Source organism: Pseudoalteromonas fuliginea (assembly GCF_000690055.1).
Classification (GTDB): Bacteria; Pseudomonadota; Gammaproteobacteria; order Enterobacterales; family Alteromonadaceae; genus Pseudoalteromonas; species Pseudoalteromonas fuliginea.
On the sequence record NZ_JJNZ01000037.1, the window covers coordinates 91,063 to 112,839 of the forward strand.

The window sequence follows — 21,777 nt, forward strand, 5'->3', positions numbered from 1 at the left end:
TATGGATAACCAGTTACCAGTAGATAAATTTGTTGAAATATACCAACAGCTTGATAGCACTAATCTTGATTTATTGAGTGATATTTACTGTGACAACATACAGTTTATAGACCCGATGCATGAAATTAATGGCATTGTAGAATTGCGCAGGTACTTTGCTAACTTATACAGCAATGTTAAGCATTGTCAGTTTGATATTAGTGATTCGTTTAATAGCGGTAACAATGCTTTTATTTATTGGACTATGCATTATGCACATCCAAAGCTCTCATCAGGTAAAACTATTTCGGTAGAAGGTCATAGCAAGCTTATTTTTAAAGATGGCAAAATTATCAAGCACAGAGACTACTTTAATGTGGGCGAGTTGTTATACAAACACATTCCTTTACTTGGTAGCGTTATAAAGCTAATTGATAAAAGGACAGGTTAATTATGATCACACTTATAACGGGTGCTACATCAGGTATTGGAGAGCAGCTAGCAATTAAATATGCGCAGCTAGGAGACACTGTTATAGCTTGCGGACGTAATAGTGAAAAGCTCGCCGAGCTTGCTAAATACGACAATATTCAAGCTTGTAAATTTGATGCAACTAACCTGCAAGATATAAAAGAGTCTACTATTGGCTTTCCTCATTTTGACCGTGTTATTTTAAACGCCGGTAACTGTGAATATATAGATGATGCGCGAAATTTTGATAGTGCATTATTTGCGCGTGTAATAAACGTCAATTTACTTTCTATGGGGTATTGCCTTGAGGCGTTACTCCCTAAAATAAATCCAGGCGGCCAGCTTGTTTTAGTTAGCTCAAGTGTTACTTATCTTGCGCTACCTCGTTCAGAAGCTTATGGTGCATCAAAAGCGGGTGTAAGTTATTTAGCAAAAAGCTTAGCTGTTGATTTAAATGATGTTGATGTGACTTTAGTTCATCCAGGTTTTGTAAAAACCCCGCTCACTAGTAAAAATGATTTCCCGATGCCTATGGCCGTTACTGCTGAAAAAGCCGCTGACTACATGATTAAGGGTATTCAAAAACGCCGCAAAGACGTTCATTTCCCTTATCGTTTTACACTTATATTAAAAGCATTACGTATTTTACCACTCCCACTTTGGCTTAGAATCGCAAAAGGATTAGCCCGTTGAAAAAAATAGCAATAATAGGAACTGGTGTATCTGGTTTAACATGTGGGCATTTGCTTCACAAACATTATGATGTAACCATTTTTGAAAAGAATGATTACATAGGTGGTCACACTGCAACAGTTGATGTTGATGTAAGCGGCATCAAATACGCAATAGACACAGGCTTTATTGTGTTTAATGACCGAACTTACCCATACTTTGAAAAGCTGCTAAAGCGTATTGGTGTCAATAAACAAAAAACAGAAATGAGCTTTAGTGTTCACAACGAAGCCACTGGTTTTGAATATAATGGCCATACGTTTACAAGTTTGTTTGCACAGCGCCGTAATATTTTCAGACCAAAATTTTGGCGTTTATTGTACGACATTGTTAGGTTTAACAAACTGTGCAAAGCAATGCATGAAAAAGGTGACTATCAATCTGAACAATCATTAGGACAATTGCTTAACGATAACCAGTTTAATGACTTTTTTAAATACCATTATATTCTTCCTATGGGCGCGGCTATTTGGTCTACCAGTATTAAAGAAATGGAAAACGTAGGCGTTGAGTTTTTTGTTAAGTTTTTCTTTAATCATGGGCTTTTAGATGTAACCAATAGACCACAGTGGTATGTAGTACCAGGAGGCTCTCGTCAGTACATTAAGCCGCTGATCAGAGGCTTTGCCGATAAAATTAACCTCAATACAAATATTAAATCTGTTACGCGTCAAAATGATGAAGTAACAATAGAGTTTGCCAATGGTGAGCAAAGTAAATTTGATAAAGTAATATTTGCTTGTCATTCAGATCAGGCCCTTGCACTACTTGGTGATGCTACGGAGCAAGAAAAGTCAGTATTGGGTGCAATAGCTTACACTGAGAACTCAGTGGTGCTGCACACCGATACAAACCTTTTACCAGATAGAAAAGCGGCATGGGCAAGCTGGAACTACCTACTTAATAACAACACTGATAAAGCAGCTGTTGTTACTTACCAAATGAATATTTTGCAAGGTATACAATCGGATACACAGTTTTGTGTAACGCTTAATCATATTGAAGGAATAAGCCAAAGTAAAATTTTGCGCGAGTTTACCTATCATCACCCTGTATTTAACCAAGAATCTATTGCTGCTCAAAAATTAAAACACAGTATTGATGGGAACAATAATAGTTATTTTTGTGGTGCTTATTGGTACAATGGCTTCCATGAAGATGGTGTACACAGTGGTGTAGATGTGGCTAAACAGCTTGGGGTCGAATTTGACTAGTGCAGTTTATTTAGGCGATGTAAAACATCGCCGTTTTGCTGTTAAAGAACATCGTTTTAGCTATCCTTTGTATATGATGTGGGTCGATCTAAACAATCCTCAGCAATTAAATGGTGTACATAAAAACTTAGGTACATCAGGCTTAAAAGCCTTAAAGTTTAACGAGGCAGATTACCTACAAAGTTTATCAGCTTCTGACCAATCTCCCATTATTGAACGTGCTCATAAGCAACTTTCTTCATTAGGTATAAAGGAAACATTTACTCATGTTTATATGCTTGGGCAACTACGCTGTTTAGGGGTTTATTTTAGCCCTGTTAATTTTTACTTTTTTGGTAATAGCGATAATAGCTTTACGTATATGATTGCTGAAGTAAGTAATACACCGTGGAATGAACGCCATTACTATTTAGTCTCCCTAGAAAAAAAAGTGAACTTTAAGAAGGTTTTTTCCGTATCACCTTTTATGAATTTAGATATGAACTATCATTGGCATATTCGACAGTCGCCTGATAAAACATTGATACATATTGAAAATAAACGAGATGAAGTATTATTATTTGATGCAACACTTCGTTTGAAACGTGCAGAGCTTACTAATCAAGAAGTCAGTAAGTTACTAAAACGTTTTCCGGCCATGACGTGGTCGATCTTTAAAGGTATTTACCATCAAGCGCTAAAGTTATTTATAAAGCGAGTGCCTTTTTTAGGTCACTCAGGTAGGCCATAAAACATATACAGATAGTTAGAACAATAAATAGGTATTTTAATGGATAAAGTGTCGAGCTTAAATTGTGAACAAAGCACGAGTTGGTTAACTAACATATATAAAAAATTAGTAACTAAAGCCTTTTCGTCAATTAAAACTGGTCAAATAGTTTTGATTGAAGGAAACGAAAGAACTATTTTTGGGGATTCATCTTCAGAACTAAAAGCAACTGTTACAGTAAATGATAAAGCAATGTATAAAGCATTTGCTCTGTCAGGCAGTGTTGGCGCAGGCGAAGCGTATATTCTTGGGCATTGGTCTTGCGATAACTTAACCTCATTTATAGAAATATTTGCTATAAATGAAAAGCAACTTGATGAGTTTGAAAAAAAATTCGCATTTTTTAGCAATGTCGCACACCGGTTCAATCATATAAAAAATAAAAATTCTGAATCAGGATCTAAAAAGAATATTGTTGCTCATTACGACTTAGGTAATGATTTGTACGAATCATTTTTAAGTAAAGAAATGCTTTACTCAAGTGCTGTATATCCTACAAAAGAAGCGACACTTGAAGAGGCTCAACTATACAAGCTTAAACGCATTTGTGAGCAAGTTGAGCTTCAAAAAAATGACTCAGTTATTGAGATTGGTACAGGGTGGGGGGCTTTTGCTATATATGCAGCCACGCATTATGATTGCCATGTTACAACAACAACCATATCTGACGAACAACACGATTACGTAGCAAATAAAATTATTGAGCTTGGTCTTGAAAATAAAATAACGTTACTCAAGCTCGATTACAGACTATTAAAAGGCAAGTACGACAAGCTTGTTTCTATTGAGATGATAGAAGCGGTGGGCCATGAGTACTTACCTAGCTTTTTCACCCAATGTGGTGAACTTTTGAAAGATGATGGTGCTATGCTCATACAAGCTATAACTATTGGCGATCAGCGTTATAAACACTACTTAAAAAATTCTGACTTTATCCAACAGTATATTTTTCCGGGCGGATGTTTGCCATCACTTAACGAAATGAGTGAGCAGATTAAAAATAATACCGACATGGTAATTCATACTGTTAATGATATTGGTGCTCACTACGCACGAACATTAGCTGATTGGCGAACCCGTTTTATAAAAAGCTGGCCAGATTTGGACCGTTCAAAATTTGATGAACGCTTTTATCGCTTGTGGTTATTTTACTTTGCTTATTGCGAAGGTGCGTTTAGAGCTAGAGCTACAAGCACAGTGCATTTAATGGCACGTAAACCGAGGTTTATGAGCGATAACGATGATATTGCGCTCGGTTATTAATTTTGTTTTATTTCAAGCAGTGTGGTTTTTATCATTGCTGCTTGAGGCTGATTCGCTATTTTTTAGCGGATTAATTATTGTTTTAATGTTTTGTTTGTCAAAGCAGAAAAAACAAGACACCTTACTACTAATTAAAGCCCTACCTTTAGCAATGTTGTTAGAGTTTATAGCGGTAAAGTTAGGCTTGTTAGAATTTAAAGTTTATCCCTTTCCTCTATGGCTCGCCTTTTTATGGGTTGCATTATTACTTTCTTTAAACACCTCAATGATCTTTTTAGGTAGGTTAAAACTTTGGCAGGCCTTTTTAGTATGCATAGCTTTTGCGCCAGCAAGTTATTGGGCTGGGGGGCGCTTTGAAGTAATAAGTTTAGGCTTACCTTTATGGCAGTTTTGGCTCGTGTACGGTGCGCTTTGGTCTACTGTGTTTACTGCTATTCTTTTTATAAACCAAAAAATTAAGTTATTCATCAACCGCTGATCGCCCACAATTCCCATTTCGTAACATTACTCATTGACTCGAGGGAGCTTATTTTGAAACTTATACTAAAGGCAGTTACTTTTTATTTGCTTACAACTTCAATTGTTTTAGCTGACACACAGTTTAATAAAGTAGGCGAAGCACGAATGGAGTATTTATTTTGGGATGTATATGACGCGGTTTTATTTACCCCTTCAGGTAATTACAGCGCAGGAACGCATCCTATTAAATTTAAACTTACCTATTTACGTGACTTTGAAGCTAAAGAAATCGTAAAAGCAACAAATGAGCAGTGGGAGCATATTGGAAAAAAAGAGCTAGCTGATAAATATGACAGTAAATTATTGTCTATTTGGCCTGATATTAAACAAGGCGATTCGCTAACGCTGATCACTAATGAGCAGGGTATGAGTACTTTTTATCATAATGATGAACAAATTGGTGAAATAAACGAACTTCAATTTTCGAGTGACTTTTTAGCCATTTGGCTTGACGAAAAAACTTCTGAGCCAAAACTACGAAAGCAATTATTAGGGAATTAATATGAATATATTAAACACGTTAAAAACAGCATTGATCTGCTTATCAGCTCTACTTTTAATTAGCTGTTCAGCGCCAAATGTTGAACATTATAAAAATACATCGCCAAACTTTGACTTTAAAACATTTTTTAGTGGAAATTTAAAAGCCTATGGTGTTGTACAAGACTTTAAGGGTGAATTGACCCGCAAGCTTGTCGTAGATATGAATGCAACGTGGGATGGTAACCAGGGTGTTATTGAGGAAGATTTTGTTTACGATGATGGTGAAACACAAAAACGTATTTGGAAAGTAACGCTTAATAACGATAACAGCCTAACGGGCACTGCTGATGATGTTATTGGTGTAGCTAAAGGGAAAAGTAATGGCAGTGTATTTCATTGGAACTATAATGTTGAACTTGCATATGATGACAGCACTTTAAACGTTAATTTTGACGATTGGATGTACTTGGTTACACAAACGCGCTTGATAAACCGCACATCTATTGTTAAGTTTGGTGTCGAGGTTGGGGAAGTGACCTTAGTTATCGAAAAAATATAGTTTATTATGTTGCCTAAGTTGCACCAAAATTGTACTTAAATTAAGTTGTTGTTAACTCAACATGCTGTATTTTACCGAGAATTATTTAAATTTTATGTGTTTTTGAAGATTTTAAACAAAAAATGCAATTTGCTGTTGCTAACTGTTTAAAAATGCATAAAGATAGGATTTGCGAAGGCAAAATAATAACGAATAGGAATCTAACAATGAATAAAGCTCAATTAGTTGAAAAAATTGCTACTGATGCAGAAATCTCTAAAGCTGCCGCTACTCGTGCTCTTGACGCGTTTACCGGTGCTGTAACTTCTTCTTTAAAAGAAGGTGATTCAGTAGCGTTAGTTGGTTTTGGTACTTTCTCAGTAAAAGAACGTGCGGCACGTACTGGTCGTAACCCGCAAACGGGTGCTGAGATCCAAATCGCAGCAGCAACTATCCCAAGCTTTAAAGCAGGTAAAGGTCTTAAAGACCAAGTAAACCCTTAATAGGTTTAACAAATTAAATAAAAAAAGGGCTAATTAGCCCTTTTTTTTTATCTATTAAAAAGCCAAATTTCAATGGCTTAATTATAGGTAAGTTATGCTTTTAAGGCTTTATCGCCTCTTCCTATGCCTACAGCACCTGAGCGCACAACTTCAATAATGTCAGTTTCATGTCGCAACGTATCTAAAAATGATTCTATCTTATCTGTGCTACTAACAAGTTGTAGGCTGTAACTTTGACGTCCCATATCTAAAATAGCGCCTTGGAAAACATCGACCACACGGGTTACTGCAGCACGGGTTGATTCATCTTGCGCGAATACTTTAACTAATAAAAGCTCGCGTTCGATGTGACTCATCTCGGTTAAATCTATAATCTTTAATACATCAACAAGTTTATTAACTTGCTTTGTTATTTGCTCAACAACACGGTCATCACCCATGGTGGTAATAGTGATACGCGATAATGATTGATCATCAGTTGTACCTACAGTCAGGCTATCAATATTGTATGCACGTTGTGAAAAAAGCCCAACAATACGTGATAGAGCACCGGGTTCATTTTCTAATAATATAGATAAAATACGACGCATTATGCTTTTACTCCTTTACGTAACCACATCTCATCAATGCCACCTAATTTAATTTGCATTGGATATACATGCTCTTTTTCGTCGACAAGAATATCTAAAAAGACTAAGCGGTCGTTTATGCTCATCGCCCTGTCAATTGCAGGTTGTAGTTCATCAAGCGTATTTACTTGAATACCTACATGTCCGTAGCTTTCAACTAACTTAACAAAATCAGGGAGGGAATCCATATAAGATGATGAATGGCGTCCGCCGTAAACCATATCTTGCCATTGACGTACCATACCTAAAGAGCGGTTATTAAGTGATACAACTTTTACCGCAAGGTTGTACTGTAAACAGGTAGATAGTTCTTGGATATTCATTTGAATAGAGCCATCACCTGTAATACATACAGATTCTTTATCCGGAAAGGCTAGCTTTACACCCATTGCAGCAGGTAAACCAAAGCCCATAGTGCCTAGGCCGCCTGAATTTATCCACTGACGAGGATGCTTAAATGGGTAGTATTGCGCTGCAAACATTTGGTGCTGACCAACGTCAGAACTTACGTAAGCATCGCCATTAGTGGCTTTATAAACAGCTTCTATCACGGCTTGTGGTTTAATTTTTTCGCCATCAGTGTTGTAGCTTAAACATTTTTGTTCGCGCCAGCTGATAATTTGACGCCACCAATCTTCTTGTGCGCTGCGGTCGATTTTAATTGGGCTTTTATCTATACCTGCTTGTAGTTGCTCCAGCACCGTTGCTAAGCAACCCACAACGGGAATATGCGCTTTGATTGTTTTAGAAATAGAGGTTGGGTCTACATCTACATGTACAATTGTGGCATTAGGGCAAAACTTTTGAACATTATTAGTTACCCTGTCATCAAATCGGGCACCTAATGCCAAAATAACATCAGCGTTAGCCATTGCTTTGTTTGCTTCTAGTGTACCGTGCATGCCTAGCATACCGACAAAGTTAGGGTGCACACCTGAAATACCACCCAATCCCATTAGTGTGTTTGTAATTGGCGCATTTAACGATTCAACTAAGTGTGTTAATTGCTCTGACGTGTTTGAAATAACAATGCCGCCACCCGAATAAATAACGAGCTTTTTAGCTTCTAAAATGGCAGTAACAGCTTTTCGAATTTGCTTAGAGTGACCTTTAGTATTAGGACTGTATGTTCTAAGTTCTGTTGTTTGAGGAAATTCGTATTCAAACTTAATCGCAGGGTTTAGCATGTCTTTAGGGAGTTCAACTACAACTGGGCCTGGACGACCTGTACTGGCTATATAAAAGGCTTTAGCGAGTATTGCAGGGATATCCTGCGCACTTCTACAATTAAAGCTGTGTTTAACTATAGGGCGAGAACAGCCAACAATATCAGTTTCTTGGAATGCATCGTCACCAATTAAATTTGTAGGTACTTGGCCTGATAATACAACCATAGGAATTGAATCCATGTAGGCCGTTGCAATACCTGTAATACAGTTTGTAGCGCCAGGGCCTGAGGTTGCAAGCACAACACCCACGTCACCAGTTGCTCGTGCATAGCCGTCGGCCATATGCGTAGCAGCTTGCTCGTGACGCACGAGTATGTGTTCAATATCATCTTGTTGAAAAAGTGCATCGTATAAATCTAATACTGAACCACCGGGGTAGCCAAATATGTATTTAACCTTTAAATCTTTTAATGCCTGAACAACTAGTTCAGAACCATTATATTCTTGTTTGCTCATCCTCATTCCTCTGTGCGCTTTTTATGCATAAAAAAACCCCCGCGTAGTGCGAGGGTTTTTAAAAAGCAGTATCACCTTTTAATACATCCCCGCTGGGCTTATAACTAAGACCAGTACGAGTACGACTAAAAGATTAATGTGTGTGTTCATAGTTTTTACTCTACTTAGCAAAACACTGCTTTTAAATTAAAAATTCTGTATAGGTTTATTTTTAAGGGTTTTGAGCCTTTATGTCAACCTTGAAAGCGGTTTTTTGCATTTTAAATTCGTTTTGTGGCTTTTTTTAATTTAAATCTGCAGAAACTCTGTGTTTAACTGAGTTTACTAGCAGAAATTATGCACTTTAGGTTGTGGGTTCGATTTTAGATATAAAAATAGTGAGAGACCATTAACTTTTATTGCATATGTTAACTATATGTTTTTATCGCCTGTTTAAATTCCTATTATTAGGTATGATTACTACATAATTATGTTTGAGGAAGACACAGTGAAAAAAGTGATGTTAATTGCGCTTTTAACTACGCTATTAAGCCCAATAGTGGCAGCTAATAATATAAGTCCGCATGATGTTGGTATAACTAACGAAGAACGTATTTTATATTGGCTTAAAAAAAGAGACCAAATATCTTCAAGTGAGTTAGATAGTTCATTTAAGTCATATATGAGTAATAAAGAAGCTGCCAATCACTCAATTAAAAATGGCTTTAGGCAATTTAAATCCTCCTCCAACGTTTTTTCAAACACAAATAAACAGCAGGTTGCTTTTTCAACGTCACTAGTGCCAGATCAAAGTGTTAATGATGTAAAAGTGTTAGCTATCTTAATTGATTTTCCTGATCTAAAACATGACGACAATCAGCTTGTAGAGCAAGACACCGACATGTTTTACGCTGAATATTCAACTGAGCACTATCAGCAAATGCTTTTTAATACTCAAGGTTATACGGGCCCTGATGGACAAAGCTTAAAAACGGCTGCTGATTATTATAAAGTGGCTTCGGGGAACAGCTTAAACTTTAACGGACAGGTATATGGCTGGGTAACCGCTGATAGCAATGCAAAAATATATGGTGAGCGCCAAGGCAGTACACGGGATATAAATGCACCCGCTTTAATTAAAGAGGCTGTGGAGAAGGCGGTTGCAAAGTTTAATATTAATTTAGCGGATTATGATTTAACCGATTTAGATGATATTGATGGCGACGGTATTGTTAATGAACCTAATGGCATCATTGACCATGTAATGATTTTTCATTCAAGTATTGGTGAGGAAGCAGGTGGCGGTTACCTAAGCACCGATGCTATTTGGTCGCACCGCTACTATGTGTTTGATGAAAATAGCGGGCCGAGCGAGATTGCAGGCAGCAATATTAAGCTCTTTGGTTATACCATTAACCCTATTGATGCAGGGATTGGTGTGGTAGTGCATGAGTTTGGACATGACTTAGGATTATTGGATGAATACGACTTGCAATCTAACACGGTAGGTGAACCCGTCGCGTCTTGGTCAGTTATGTCGACAGGAAGTTGGGCTGGTTCGCCAAGAGGCTCAGAGCCGGTTATGTTTAGTCCTTATGCGCTTGAGTATTTACAAAAACGATACCGGGGTAACTGGGTTAACCAGCTTACGCTTGATATGGATGAGATAGAGGCTAACTCACAGCAAACATTAATTAATACTGCGAGTATTTCACAACTGCAAAATCAAATAAAAATAACACTGCCACCAAGGCTCGAAAAATTTAGGGCTCCAGTAGAAGGTGATTTTCAATACTATTCAAATACGGGCGACAATATTAGCAACAGCTTAGCGAATACAATAGCGCTACCAAGCACAACTGAGACACTTACTTTAAGCTTTATTGCTTATTACAGTATTGAGCGCGATTACGATTTAGTTCAAGTAAAAGTAAATGGCGAGCCAATCGCGAGTAATTATACGCAAGCGCTTAATCCATACTACGGTGATATTGGTCCGTATATCTCAGGTGATTCATTTCTTAATAGTGATGCTAAGCAACCTAACGGCTATTTAACCCATAAATTTGATTTATCAGCTTATGCTGGGCAAACAATTGATTTAAAAATTGAATACATAACAGATGCGAACACACATTATTATGGTTTTGTTGTTGATGATATGCGCATTGAGCAAAGTGATACTTTAATTTGGCAAAATAATGCACAAGATCAAGTTAACACTGAGTTTAATGGCTTTGAAAAAATTGGTAATTACACATATGCATCACCATCACATTACTATTTACAATTACGTTCATACACAGACGTTGACAGTAGCTTACAAGCAGAGCAGTACTCACCGGGGTTATTATTGTGGTACAGCAATGAATCTCAAGCAGATAATAATACTACCGAGCATCCAGGCAGTGGTTTTGCATTAGTGGTAGATGCCGATCAGCGCTCAATAAATAAAGGCAGTACGCAAACTCCGGCTGCTTCAGCAATTCAAATACGTGATGCTGCTTTTAGTCTATACCAACAAAGGGCAGGGTTAGGTGATGATGATTTATCAGCTATCACCCAGTTCACTGATAAAAACGATTATAGCTTTTCAGCACAAAAACCATCGGGTGTTATGCTTCCACAGGTTGGTTTTGGGTTTAATATTATAAATCAGTCAGCTGATAGTGAAGACATAGAAGTAGAGCTTAATTACGATGTCACTAAGGGTATTAATTTTACCAAAACAGGTTTAACCGTTAATTTTAATGTAGAAGGTTTTGCACTCACGCCTTCGGATACATTTACGTGGAATTTTGATGATGGTAGCTCAAGCATAGAGTTAACCCCTACTCATGAATACCAAGACTATGGCACTTACAACGTTGAGTTTATGGCAAGTAATGGTACTTCAGATCAAGTAGCTGTAGTTCAAGTTACACTAGCTGAACCATTATCTGTAAATGAAATTGAATATGAAATAAACCAAGGAACTTTAACAGCTGAGGCTTCGCTTACAGGTGGGGTCGCACCGTATACTTATAATTGGCAGCTAGGGGATGGAAGTATTTTAACGACGCAATCGCTTACTTATAATTATTTATACTCTGGTGATTACCAAGTAACGCTTACAGTGACAGATAACGAAGGCACGGAGCAAACTAAAGCGATTGATGTAACTGCAACTGTTCCGCTTAGCATAAACGCAAACGCTACCGTTAGTGATTTAAGCGCACAATTTAATGCCCAAGTAACCGGCGGCTTTAATAGTTATACTTACAGTTGGGATTTTGGTGATGGCAGTGCGTTATCAAATTTACAAAACCCAAGGCATACTTATCAAGCTGGCGGGACATATAACGTAACGTTGAATGTTACTGATACTCAAACCAATGATACTTTTACTAAAGAGTTATCTGCTACTGTGCAAAAACAACAAAGTAGTTCGGGGTCAAGTGGCGGATCACTTTCAGGTTTATTAGGATTACTACTTTTGGGCTTATTTAGGTTTAATACTAACTTGCATAAATACACTAGGTTAGTATAAACGTAGTTAGCAAACATAAAAAAGCCCGCTAAATTAGCGGGCTTTTTAAATTAATAACAAATATTAATTATAAACGGTCAATTACTGATTGAGTGAAATCAGTTGTACCGTGGCTGCCACCTAAATCGCGAGTTGTACGGTCGCCTGATTTAATTACATCAGCAACAGCACTACGAATACGCTCTGCTGTATCGCCCATATTTAAATGCTCAAGCATTTGAATAGATGCTAAAATTACAGATGTTGGGTTAGCTAGGTTTTTGCCTGCAATATCAGGCGCGCTACCATGTACAGCTTCAAAAATTGCTGCGTCTTCACCAATGTTAGCACCAGGTGCCATACCTAAACCGCCAACTAAACCAGCACAAAGGTCAGATAAAATATCACCAAATAAGTTAGTCGTAACAATTACGTCAAACTCTTCAGGTGTCATTACCAGCTTCATACATGTAGCATCAACAATCATTTCATTTGATTCAATTTGTGGGTAACGCTCTGCTACTTCACGTGCTACTTTTAAAAACAAACCAGATGTTGATTTTAAAATGTTAGCTTTATGAACGGCAGTTACTTTTTTACGACCTTCGCGTACCGCTAGCTCGTATGCAAAAGTTACGATTTTTTCTGCGCCTTCACGCGTAATTATCGATTTTGCTTGTGCTTCATTTCCGTCTTCACTTACTACTTGGCCAGCACCTGAGTACATACCTTGGGTGTTTTCACGAATAGTAATGATATCAATATCGTCGTAACGCGCTTTAGTACCAACAAATGATTTAACTGGGCGTACGTTAGCGTATAAACCAAATTGCTTACGAAGCGTTACGTTAATAGACGTAAAACCTTCACCTACAGGCGTAGTTAAAGGACCTTTTAATGTGATTTTGTTTCTAGCAATGGTATCAACCGTTTCTTGCGGAAGTAACTCACCTGTTTTTTCAAGTGCTGCAAGGCCTGCATCAACAAATTCATAATCAAAGTCGCAACCTGCGGCTTTTAATATTTCAAGTGCTGAGTCGATAATGCTCGGACCGATGCCGTCGCCTTTGATCACTGTGATGGTTTGTTTGGCCATTGACTTTTCCTTTAAAGATTTTGATTTGCACATAAATTATTACTCTGAGAGAGTAACAGCTTGTTAGGTCATTTATGTGAATGGGATTGAAAATTGTAAGGGCGCATTTATACCAACTTATCGCCCATTTTGCCAGTTTATACTACAAATACTGGGTATAAATTGTATTTATAATGGAAATAAAAAGACTAAATAACCTGAACACAGATATAAGATATTTACTAACATATTGAACCATAATGATATTTAAAATTATTTTTCTAGCCAGAGATTTTCAATGAAAAAAGGCGAATTTGCGCGTCATTAGCTTGCTTATTGCAAGTAGATTAAACGCAGTTAGCGTCAGGTTTAATCCCTCAAATTGATTAAGTATTATTACGGATTGGTATTAAATAGTATTAGATAAGGCAAGCTCTTGGAGCTGTTCATTAAATAAGTGATGGTTTTCCCATTTTTGAGTAGTTAATTGCTGATCTAATATTTGCTGTTGCCAAGTGCTTAGCTTTAGCTGCGGTTTAAATACGGTTTGTGTAAGCGCCTTTATTGCTACCCATAGTTTACTGCGTTCGTTGAGCTGCTTTTTTGGAAGATGTTCAGCTTCCAATAATGCGATTGCCCAAGGGTTATCACTTAATAGTAATGTAAGTTGTGCTTTTAGCTGCTCAGTGTCTAATGAACTAACACCAAAAAAGGCACTAATAGGCGTATTCAATGTGGTGTTAGGTGTTTCATCAATCATTATTTTTCTAGATATATGTGTACTGCATTGTGTTAATAAAAAATAAGCATAGCCATAGAGAGGAAGTGCGATATGTTCAAATTGAATCATTTTATTTTTACTAACCAATAGAGCAATAATTTCTACTATGCACTCTAGTCGCGTTAAAACAAATTGTTGTAAAGGGTGAGGAGTTACCTTAACCAGTTGCTCAAATATAACTCGCTGAATAATTGCAGGGGCGTTAAAATAACCAACCATAGATAGACTATGTTTCAAATTTTTAGCCGCTTGATGTTCATTATTATAAGGTTTTACAGCCTCACATAGATTTTCTATTACATTAGGATAAGGCGCCATAATTTGGCTTAACGCTTTGTAGCTGTATTCATGCTGCAACTTAAGACGACTAATTAACTCTATCAAAGCTAGCGACCCATTATTTAGTATATTGGCAGTGGAAGTTATATGCTCACTGTCCCATACACTAATTTGGATACGTGAATCATTTGATTGCCACTGGATAGCGTTGCTGTTTAGCAATGCCTTGACTCTATACCACGCTATTTTATTTTTATTCTCGGCGTTTATTAGTATATGACGCTGCTGATTGTCGCTGGCCAAATACACCATTAATTGATCATTATATATAACTCGGCTACCCGGTAATAATGGGCCTATATGTGCGATTAAAAATTTTATTAGCTGTTGCGCAAATAGGTTAGGTGTACGTATATATAAATCGCCAAGAGCTTTAAAAAGACTAATATGTTGTTTAGAAGGGCTATAAGTAATGTTCATTGCAATTATATTAGCGATAGCAACAAGCGTAATGCCACCATCATAAAGCATTATTTTTGGTGTAGTGACTAATGCTTGCTTGTACTTACTTAGTTTTGCAAGAACTTGCGTTATTGGTTTTGCTGAATCACCACCAGTTAAGATTATTTTAGCGGTGAGCTGGTGGCGTAGTTGCCATATTTTTTTATCACTATCACTAAACTTTAACTGTTTGGAAAGCTTGTTTAGTTGCTCACCCACACATAAGTGATCAACAAGTGCAGCACAGATATATAATTCACTAAGCTGATTATTGTATTGCTGGCTTTTACACAAAGCAGCGGTTAAAACACATTGATTGATAACCAAATTAACAGAGTAACTATATTTAGGGTTAAATACAGCACACCTAGCTTGTAAAGCTACAGGATATTGCTCATATAGTTCTCTGTATTGCTCAGAAAGTTTACATACTGCAGGGTAGACTGTCTGCCATTGTTTTTTTACATTATATAAAGTTAAAAATAGTTTTGTATTTTCAAGTAATTGGTTTAGTTTGACAGAAATAGGCTCATTCATTATGCCTTCACCTAGTTTTAATCCTGATATTTTTTATAAGCACTAGGCCCCCACAAAATAAGTTGACCATTTTTAAATAACAGTCCGGTACATTCATCTATGGTTGTTATGCCATCGGACGTTTTATGTTGCGTGCGATAAAAAATGATTTGAAGTACTTCATCACTATTGCGTTTTGCAAAAGTAAGATCTGGGCTGCCTAAGTAGTCAAGTACACTATTAATAGTAGTAGGCTGCTCTAGTGAAAGCTTTTCGATATAACGTTTATTAAATGCTTCGCGGTCTTGCCAAATCATCGCTTGGGGGTCATCTTTATAAAAAGTGATCACCAATGTTGCTATTAGCGCATATAGCCCTAAACCTAGAATTAAATACCTAAAAAACTTTTTCAACATTATTTACTCTGGTCACAGAATCTAATAATAGTATACGTATTGTAATTAGCACACGCTATAAACATGCGACTAACTAAGCCTTAATTGCTTTAAACTAAAACCCAAGTTTATATCCGTGCGTAAACTAACCAGTTGTTTTGAGATTACATACATTTCCATATTTGCTTCTAGCTTTTTATGAATACTTGGGCTTAGTAATTTATCTTCTAGCGCTTGCTCAACAGTATTATAATTATTAATAAGTTGTTGAGCCGACTTTATCCCTATGCCTTTTACGCCTGGAATATCATTGGTTTTATCACCAGCGAGTGCCCAAAAGTCTACTAACCTACTTTGTTGAACTCCAAAACGTTCTTTTATACTGTGCTCATCAAGGTATTGCTTTTTAAAGTAATCATAAATAGTTATGTATTGACCTAAATGAGGTAAGAAACCTTTGTCAGTAGATACAATTGTGTTGCTTACATTATTCGTTGCAGCTTTGCACGCAAGGGTGGTAATAATGTCGTCAGCTTCGTCATTAATAGGTTCAAATACTACAATACCTGTTTCTTCAATGGCTGTTTTGAAATGTATTAATGCATCTTTCAAAATTTGTGGCATTGGCGAGCGTGAATGTTTGTAATTTTTATAGAAATGGTAACGCCAACTTCTGTCTCCATCAAACACAGCAATAGCATGGGTGGCGTTGGTAGTGTTTAGTAGTTTTTTGCATGCATGAGCTACTCTAGCACAACATGCTTCGATCATTTGATCATCACTGTGGTGTTTTTGGTTTACGTCAACCGCGTAAATGCGCCTAATTAGATTAAGCGCATCTATAAGAAGTAAATGTGGTTTCAAATTATAAAACTCATGCTTTTATTTCATAACATGGAGTGTACTTACTACCAGGGAGCTTCATACGTCCTTGGTCAACAAATGCCTGAAGCAGTTTATCCATATCTTTCATCAAAGCGGGTTCACCGCTTAAAATATAACGGCCATTTTGTTTAATCGCTTTTATACCTTCGTCTTTTACATTGCCGGCAACAATTCCTGAAAATGCTCGTCGTAAATTAGCTGCTAATAACTGTTTTGGTTGATTAAGGTGTAAATCAAGACCAGCCATATTTTCATGGGTTGGTGCAAAAGGTTGCTGAAAATCGTTATCAATCTTTAGCGTCCAGTTAAAGTAATACGCATCACCTTCGCTTTTACGATAATTGCGTACATCAGTCATTGCTGACTTTAATGTTTGTCCAACTAATTTAGGGTCATCAATAATTACTTCAAATTTGTTGAGCGCTTCTTTACCTAATGTCATTTCAACAAATTCGCACAGTTCTTTAAAATAAGCTTCGCTTTCTTTTGGGCCCGTTAAAATCACAGGCATGCATTGTTTGGCGTTGTCAGGATGTAACAATATACCTAATAAATACAAAAGCTCTTCTGCGGTGCCAGCTCCACCAGGAAAAATAATTATAGCGTGAGCGGTGCGTATAAATGCCTCTAAACGCTTTTCTATATCAGGTAAAATTACCAGCTCATTTACAATTGGGTTCGGTGGTTCAGCAGCAATAATACTTGGTTCAGTCAAGCCTAAGTAACGATTATCTTTAATGCGTTGTTTCGCGTGGCCAATGGTGGCTCCTTTCATAGGGCCTTTCATTGCGCCAGGTCCACAGCCTGTGCAAATATTTAAACCGCGTAAGCCTAATTCGTATCCCACTTGCTTAGTATATTTGTATTCAACTTCATTAATAGAATGTCCGCCCCAACAAACTACCATGCTAGGTTCGCTATTTACGCGCAATGCATCGGCATTTCTTAGCATGTCAAACACCATATGAGTAATGGCTTTTTGTTCTTTAAGATTTTTTTCGTATTTTTGACATATAAATAAAATATCGCGGATAACAGAGAAAATATGTTCGTGAATACCGGTGATGATCTCACCATCTACAAAAGCAGTTAAGGGTGGATTTTCAAGCTCAATTTTAATCCCGCGTTCACGGCTCAATAGGCGTATATCAAAATCTTGATATTTATCATAAATTTCGTTGCTGGCGTCCGTATGACTCCCCACGTTTAGCACAGCAAGTGCACAATTTCTAAATAGTTTATAGCGCTCGCTAGTGGATGATTGCTCTAATAAATCAACTTCTAGTTGTGACAATAAATCTAAAACCCCAGTTGGGTTTAATTGTATTAGCATCGGCGTTCTCCTTGCTATTCTTTTATGTAAATTACCACTTCGTGATATCTTTTATTTAAAATAAAAAATATGACATTATTTACTTATACAAAGACGATCCCGACCTGTATTTTTCGCTTCATAAAGAGCATCATCTGCTCGGTCAAAAGCGATTATAGGTGTATCGCCTTTCTTTAACTGAGTAACACCTAGAGAAATAGTTATTTCAATTTGTTTATCTTTAAATTTAAAAGGAATACTTTTAATTATCTTCCTCAGTTTATCAAGAGGGGCCGTAGCATTTATGAGCGAAGTACTAGGCATAAGTAAAACAAACTCTTCACCGCCATAACGGGCAATAAAATCTGATTTTCTAACCGATTTTTGTAGTGCTTTGGCTATAACTTGTAGTGTTATATCCCCAGCAGTATGACCAAATCTATCATTAATGGATTTAAAATGGTCAACATCAATCACCGCAAGAGTGACATCCGATGACTGAACATTAAATAGGTGTATTTCATGGTTGTAACGTTCATCAAATGCAGCACGATTAGGCAGTTTTGTTAAACTATCCAATAGACTTTTGAAACGTTGTTCATTTAAGCGTTTTTTATATTTTGTTAGTTTGCTTTCAAGGCTACCAATACGACCATTAATTTCATCAAAGCTAGAAACCAGCATTTCTCTGTCAGTGCGTTCAAGTTTTTCTTTTGCAATAAAGTCTTCACTAAGCGATTTTAATTCGTTATCAACCAACTCTTTTAAAGATGATATAGAAGTTGCATTTTGAGTTTGCACATTAAGATTTTTAATCTTACTTTCAATGCTTTTATTTAAAACATCAAACTCAACTTCCATCGATTTTGAGTGTTTACTTGTTGATACAATTGAATGATGTAAATCTTCAAGTGTTTGGTTTAAAGAAGATAAAAAGCTTTGTGCCGATTTACGCTCTTTATTAATATTCTTTACAATAACACTAATTATATTAATAGAAGCCTTTAACAGTGCATCTAACGTGTCGCTTTCTGTAATACAATTTTTTATGTATTTAATTTCTTCAGTTGCTTCGTCTTCCAACACTAATTCGTTAGCTAATTTTAGTAATTTTTGTGCAAGCTCAGGTGTTGCAGTACATTCATCGTCAGACGCAGCTTCTAGTTTGAGACTTAATGTTTGATGATAAAAAGAAATTAGTTGGTCAAGTAAAGGTATAAAATCATGGGTAGAGTGCACTTGATTAATTTCGTGATCTAATAAATGGCGAAGTGTTCTACGTGTATCCTCTGGTAACCCTTTTGTTTTTTGCAGTTGTTTACCAGCACTCTGTACGCTGTTATACAAATCTCGTTGTTGGGAGAGTTGTACTGATTCTTGGTTTTTTAATAAAACAATTGTTTCACTTATCAATGGCGATAGATCTTCAAAGCTGACACCTTTAATGAGTGCAGCCCTGAACTTAGCAAGCCTATTATCTAATTCAGTATCAAGTCCTTTACAACTCAATGATAATTTAGCTGAGAAATCAGAAAGAGTGTCCACCTGATATTTACGCGCGTCTTCAACAGCCATTCGGGCGTCAATTGCTTGTTTTAGTTTCTTATCTGTAGCGTTAGATTTATCAGACACCTAAGCTTACCGCCATCGTATTAGTTATATTATCTTCAGTTTACAACAAATTTTTGTTATGTGTAGTTATCTAACTAAAAACTTAGTAATTTTAGTAAGCTAATGCGTATAAACTCATGTACAAGACTCTTTATCGTATTTAATTCACATTTAAATCCGAGCTTGTTAATCTAGCTAGTAATTAAGTTTCTATTAAGAGTTTTTATGAAAAAGTTATTAGCTTTATCGATTGTAGCTGCATGTTCTACTTCAGCTTTTGCTGATGTAAATTACGAATTAAAAATATCTGAACCACAGCATCATTTGGGTAATGTAAGTGTTGAATTTCCAAAATCAGCACAATCTCATATCGATGTAAAACTTCCTGCTTGGCGTACCGGGCGATACGAAATTTTAAACTTAGCCAATGGCGTACGTTACTTCAATGCAAAAGATGAAGATGGCAAAGAGTTAACGTGGGAAAAAGTTGATCATAGTACATGGCGTGTACATCTTAATAAGCCAACAGAAGTTAATGTTGATTATCAAGTGTATGCAAATGAACTAGGCAAACGCGCCCGTCATATTGACGACAGCCATGCATTTATTGATGCATCAGGTTTTTTTATGTTTAGCGAGTCGTTTCGTCAAGAGCCAGTAACAGTCAATTTAGATATACCTAAAAAATGGCGTTCTGTATCAGGTATGGATAATTTAGAAGGTAAAAATTCATTCAAAGCAGCTAACTACGATGTGCTTGTTGATTCGCCAATCGAAACAGGTATAAATCAATTAGACACATTTGAAGTAGATGACCGGGAATATGACTTAGTTGTATGGGGCGATGGTAACTACGATGTAGATTTAATGCTTACAGATCTGAAAAAGCTAGTAGCGACAGGTAATGTAATTTGGGATGGCTATCCGTATGAGCGTTATGTATTTATGGTACATGCAACGTCGGGAGCGGGTGGTGCAACTGAGCATTTAAACTCTACTATTATACAACGTCCACGCGATCGATTTGGTAGCCGAGAAGATTACTTAGGTTTTATAAGCACAGCCGCACACGAATTTATTCATACATGGAATGTAAAAGCATACCGCCCACAGGGTTTAGTGCCGTACGATTACACGAATATGAATTACTCTAAACTACTTTGGATCGCAGAAGGTTCAACAAGTTACTTTGAAGATCATTTATTAGTGCGCTCAGGCATCCAAACAACAGATGAATTTTTTAAAGTAATGAGTAAAACAATTAATCGTCATTTACAAACACCGGGCCGTGAAGTGCAAAGCGCAAGCGAAACAAGTTTTGATAAATGGATTAATCAAGGTGGCGATCACGCACGTAATTACAGTACCAATATTTATTCAGAAGGTTCGTTACTTTCACTCGCTTTAGATATCGACTTACTAGAAAAAAGCCAAGGTACAATAAGCTACCGCGATGTGCACAAAGCACTTTATAACAATCATAAAATGCCAGCGGGGTTTACAGACGTAGATGTGCTTAACATTTTAAAAGATTTAACAGGGCGTGATTACTCAAGCTGGTGGCAAGAAAATGTAGAATCGCCTGCAAGTATCAACTTTGATGAGTTACTTGCTAAAGTGGGCTTAAAATATGAACGACCAGAAAAAGCAAAAGCGCTTGCGAGTGTTGACGCCACCGCTAAAAATACCGGTGAGTTACTAACACTAAGTTACGTTCGTCGTGGCGGAAGTGCATGGGAAGCGGGTTTAACTACCAATGATAAAATTGTTGCTATAAATAAGCATCATGTTGGTAAAGATTTAAAAACGAGCCTAGAAACATTTAAAGCAGGCGAGAAAGTAACCGTTGACTATATTCGTCGCGATGCTCTTGATAGCTTAACATTAGTATTATCAGAAGATTTTGATAAACCTAAAAAAGTAGTTGCTAATAAAGACGCTACGCTTGAACAAAAAGCGCTATTTAAAGCGTGGATCGGTGTAGAACACCCTGCAGATGTAAAAAAAGACTAAAAGTGATTTATACCAACCTGCATAAATACTTGAACAATTTAACGAATTAAATTTCACTATAACGTCGTTAAAAATTTTTATTTAGAACAACTAGATAAAAAAAATTTTGCCTAGTTCTAGGGCCTATTGACCTTTCA

Annotated in this window: 19 protein-coding genes; 11 read left to right on the forward strand and 8 right to left on the reverse strand. The window is 36.7% G+C overall.

Going from position 1 to position 21,777, the window contains the following annotated elements:
• Nucleotide 1: 1 nt before the first annotated feature.
• From DC53_RS08680 to DC53_RS08640, 9 genes are all read left to right on the forward strand, one after another.
• On the forward strand, nt 2-430 hold the full coding sequence (locus DC53_RS08680; protein ID WP_007376327.1) for a nuclear transport factor 2 family protein: 429 nt from the start codon (nt 2-4) through the stop codon (nt 428-430).
• 2 nt (nt 431-432) lie between these two features.
• Nucleotides 433-1,143: an SDR family NAD(P)-dependent oxidoreductase gene (locus tag DC53_RS08675; RefSeq protein WP_008137092.1), complete on the forward strand. Its 711-nt coding sequence runs from the start codon at nt 433-435 to the stop codon at nt 1,141-1,143.
• Nucleotides 1,140-2,396 carry an NAD(P)/FAD-dependent oxidoreductase gene (locus DC53_RS08670; RefSeq protein ID WP_033030198.1) on the forward strand — a complete coding sequence of 419 codons (1,257 nt, stop codon included), beginning with the start codon at nt 1,140-1,142 and terminating at the stop codon, nt 2,394-2,396. The genes DC53_RS08675 and DC53_RS08670 overlap by 4 nt, the downstream gene beginning before the upstream one ends.
• Complete coding sequence (locus DC53_RS08665; protein WP_033030200.1) at nt 2,389-3,126, forward strand: DUF1365 domain-containing protein; 738 nt, start codon at nt 2,389-2,391, stop codon at nt 3,124-3,126. The genes DC53_RS08670 and DC53_RS08665 overlap by 8 nt, the downstream gene beginning before the upstream one ends.
• A gap of 39 nt (nt 3,127-3,165) precedes the next feature.
• A complete protein-coding gene (locus DC53_RS08660; protein ID WP_008137087.1) occupies nt 3,166-4,428 on the forward strand; it encodes an SAM-dependent methyltransferase in 1,263 nt (420 codons plus the stop codon).
• Nucleotides 4,406-4,906, forward strand: coding sequence for a DUF2878 domain-containing protein (locus DC53_RS08655; protein ID WP_033030202.1), 501 nt, complete (start codon nt 4,406-4,408; stop codon nt 4,904-4,906). The genes DC53_RS08660 and DC53_RS08655 overlap by 23 nt, the downstream gene beginning before the upstream one ends.
• 53 nt (nt 4,907-4,959) lie before the next feature.
• Complete coding sequence (locus tag DC53_RS08650; RefSeq protein WP_033030203.1) at nt 4,960-5,448, forward strand: chalcone isomerase family protein; 489 nt, start codon at nt 4,960-4,962, stop codon at nt 5,446-5,448.
• Nucleotide 5,449: 1 nt separating this feature from the next.
• Nucleotides 5,450-5,989 carry a DUF3833 domain-containing protein gene (locus tag DC53_RS08645; RefSeq protein ID WP_007376320.1) on the forward strand — a complete coding sequence of 180 codons (540 nt, stop codon included), beginning with the start codon at nt 5,450-5,452 and terminating at the stop codon, nt 5,987-5,989.
• 206 nt (nt 5,990-6,195) lie between these two features.
• Nucleotides 6,196-6,471, forward strand: coding sequence for an HU family DNA-binding protein (locus DC53_RS08640; protein ID WP_002962474.1), 276 nt, complete (start codon nt 6,196-6,198; stop codon nt 6,469-6,471).
• 92 nt (nt 6,472-6,563) lie between these two features.
• Here DC53_RS08640 and ilvN read toward each other — a convergent pair whose 3' ends face one another.
• Nucleotides 6,564-7,061, reverse strand: a complete 498-nt coding sequence (gene ilvN / locus DC53_RS08635) for an acetolactate synthase small subunit (protein WP_007376319.1) — start codon at nt 7,059-7,061, stop codon at nt 6,564-6,566.
• Nucleotides 7,061-8,785 carry an acetolactate synthase 3 large subunit gene (locus DC53_RS08630; protein WP_033030206.1) on the reverse strand — a complete coding sequence of 575 codons (1,725 nt, stop codon included), beginning with the start codon at nt 8,783-8,785 and terminating at the stop codon, nt 7,061-7,063. Before DC53_RS08630 ends, ilvN begins: the two co-directional genes overlap by 1 nt.
• A 487-nt stretch (nt 8,786-9,272) precedes the next feature.
• On the opposite strand from DC53_RS08630, the gene DC53_RS08625 reads away from it, so the two are divergent.
• The gene (locus tag DC53_RS08625; RefSeq protein ID WP_033030208.1) at nt 9,273-12,293 is read left to right on the forward strand and encodes an immune inhibitor A domain-containing protein; all 3,021 of its coding nucleotides are present in this window, start codon (nt 9,273-9,275) and stop codon (nt 12,291-12,293) included.
• A gap of 67 nt (nt 12,294-12,360) precedes the next feature.
• Here DC53_RS08625 and DC53_RS08620 read toward each other — a convergent pair whose 3' ends face one another.
• From DC53_RS08620 to DC53_RS08595, 6 genes are all read right to left on the reverse strand, one after another.
• Nucleotides 12,361-13,368: an isocitrate dehydrogenase gene (locus DC53_RS08620; protein WP_007376316.1), complete on the reverse strand. Its 1,008-nt coding sequence runs from the start codon at nt 13,366-13,368 to the stop codon at nt 12,361-12,363.
• 388 nt (nt 13,369-13,756) lie between these two features.
• Nucleotides 13,757-15,445 carry a hypothetical protein gene (locus tag DC53_RS08615; RefSeq protein ID WP_033030210.1) on the reverse strand — a complete coding sequence of 563 codons (1,689 nt, stop codon included), beginning with the start codon at nt 15,443-15,445 and terminating at the stop codon, nt 13,757-13,759.
• A 17-nt stretch (nt 15,446-15,462) separates the two neighbouring features.
• The gene (locus DC53_RS08610; RefSeq protein ID WP_007376313.1) at nt 15,463-15,840 is read right to left on the reverse strand and encodes a DUF3192 domain-containing protein; all 378 of its coding nucleotides are present in this window, start codon (nt 15,838-15,840) and stop codon (nt 15,463-15,465) included.
• A 69-nt stretch (nt 15,841-15,909) separates the two neighbouring features.
• The gene (xni, locus tag DC53_RS08605) at nt 15,910-16,683 is read right to left on the reverse strand and encodes a flap endonuclease Xni (RefSeq protein WP_007376312.1); all 774 of its coding nucleotides are present in this window, start codon (nt 16,681-16,683) and stop codon (nt 15,910-15,912) included.
• Nucleotides 16,684-16,693: 10 nt separating this feature from the next.
• A complete protein-coding gene (ppnN, locus tag DC53_RS08600; RefSeq protein ID WP_007376311.1) occupies nt 16,694-18,037 on the reverse strand; it encodes a nucleotide 5'-monophosphate nucleosidase PpnN in 1,344 nt (447 codons plus the stop codon).
• Nucleotides 18,038-18,112: 75 nt separating this feature from the next.
• Entirely contained in the window at nt 18,113-19,648 is a 1,536-nt protein-coding gene (locus tag DC53_RS08595; protein WP_033030212.1) for a GGDEF domain-containing protein, read from the reverse strand.
• A gap of 204 nt (nt 19,649-19,852) precedes the next feature.
• Here DC53_RS08595 and DC53_RS08590 point away from each other — a divergent pair, with 204 nt between their 5' ends.
• Complete coding sequence (locus DC53_RS08590; protein WP_033030213.1) at nt 19,853-21,640, forward strand: M61 family metallopeptidase; 1,788 nt, start codon at nt 19,853-19,855, stop codon at nt 21,638-21,640.
• The last annotated feature ends 137 nt before the right edge of the window (nt 21,641-21,777 follow it).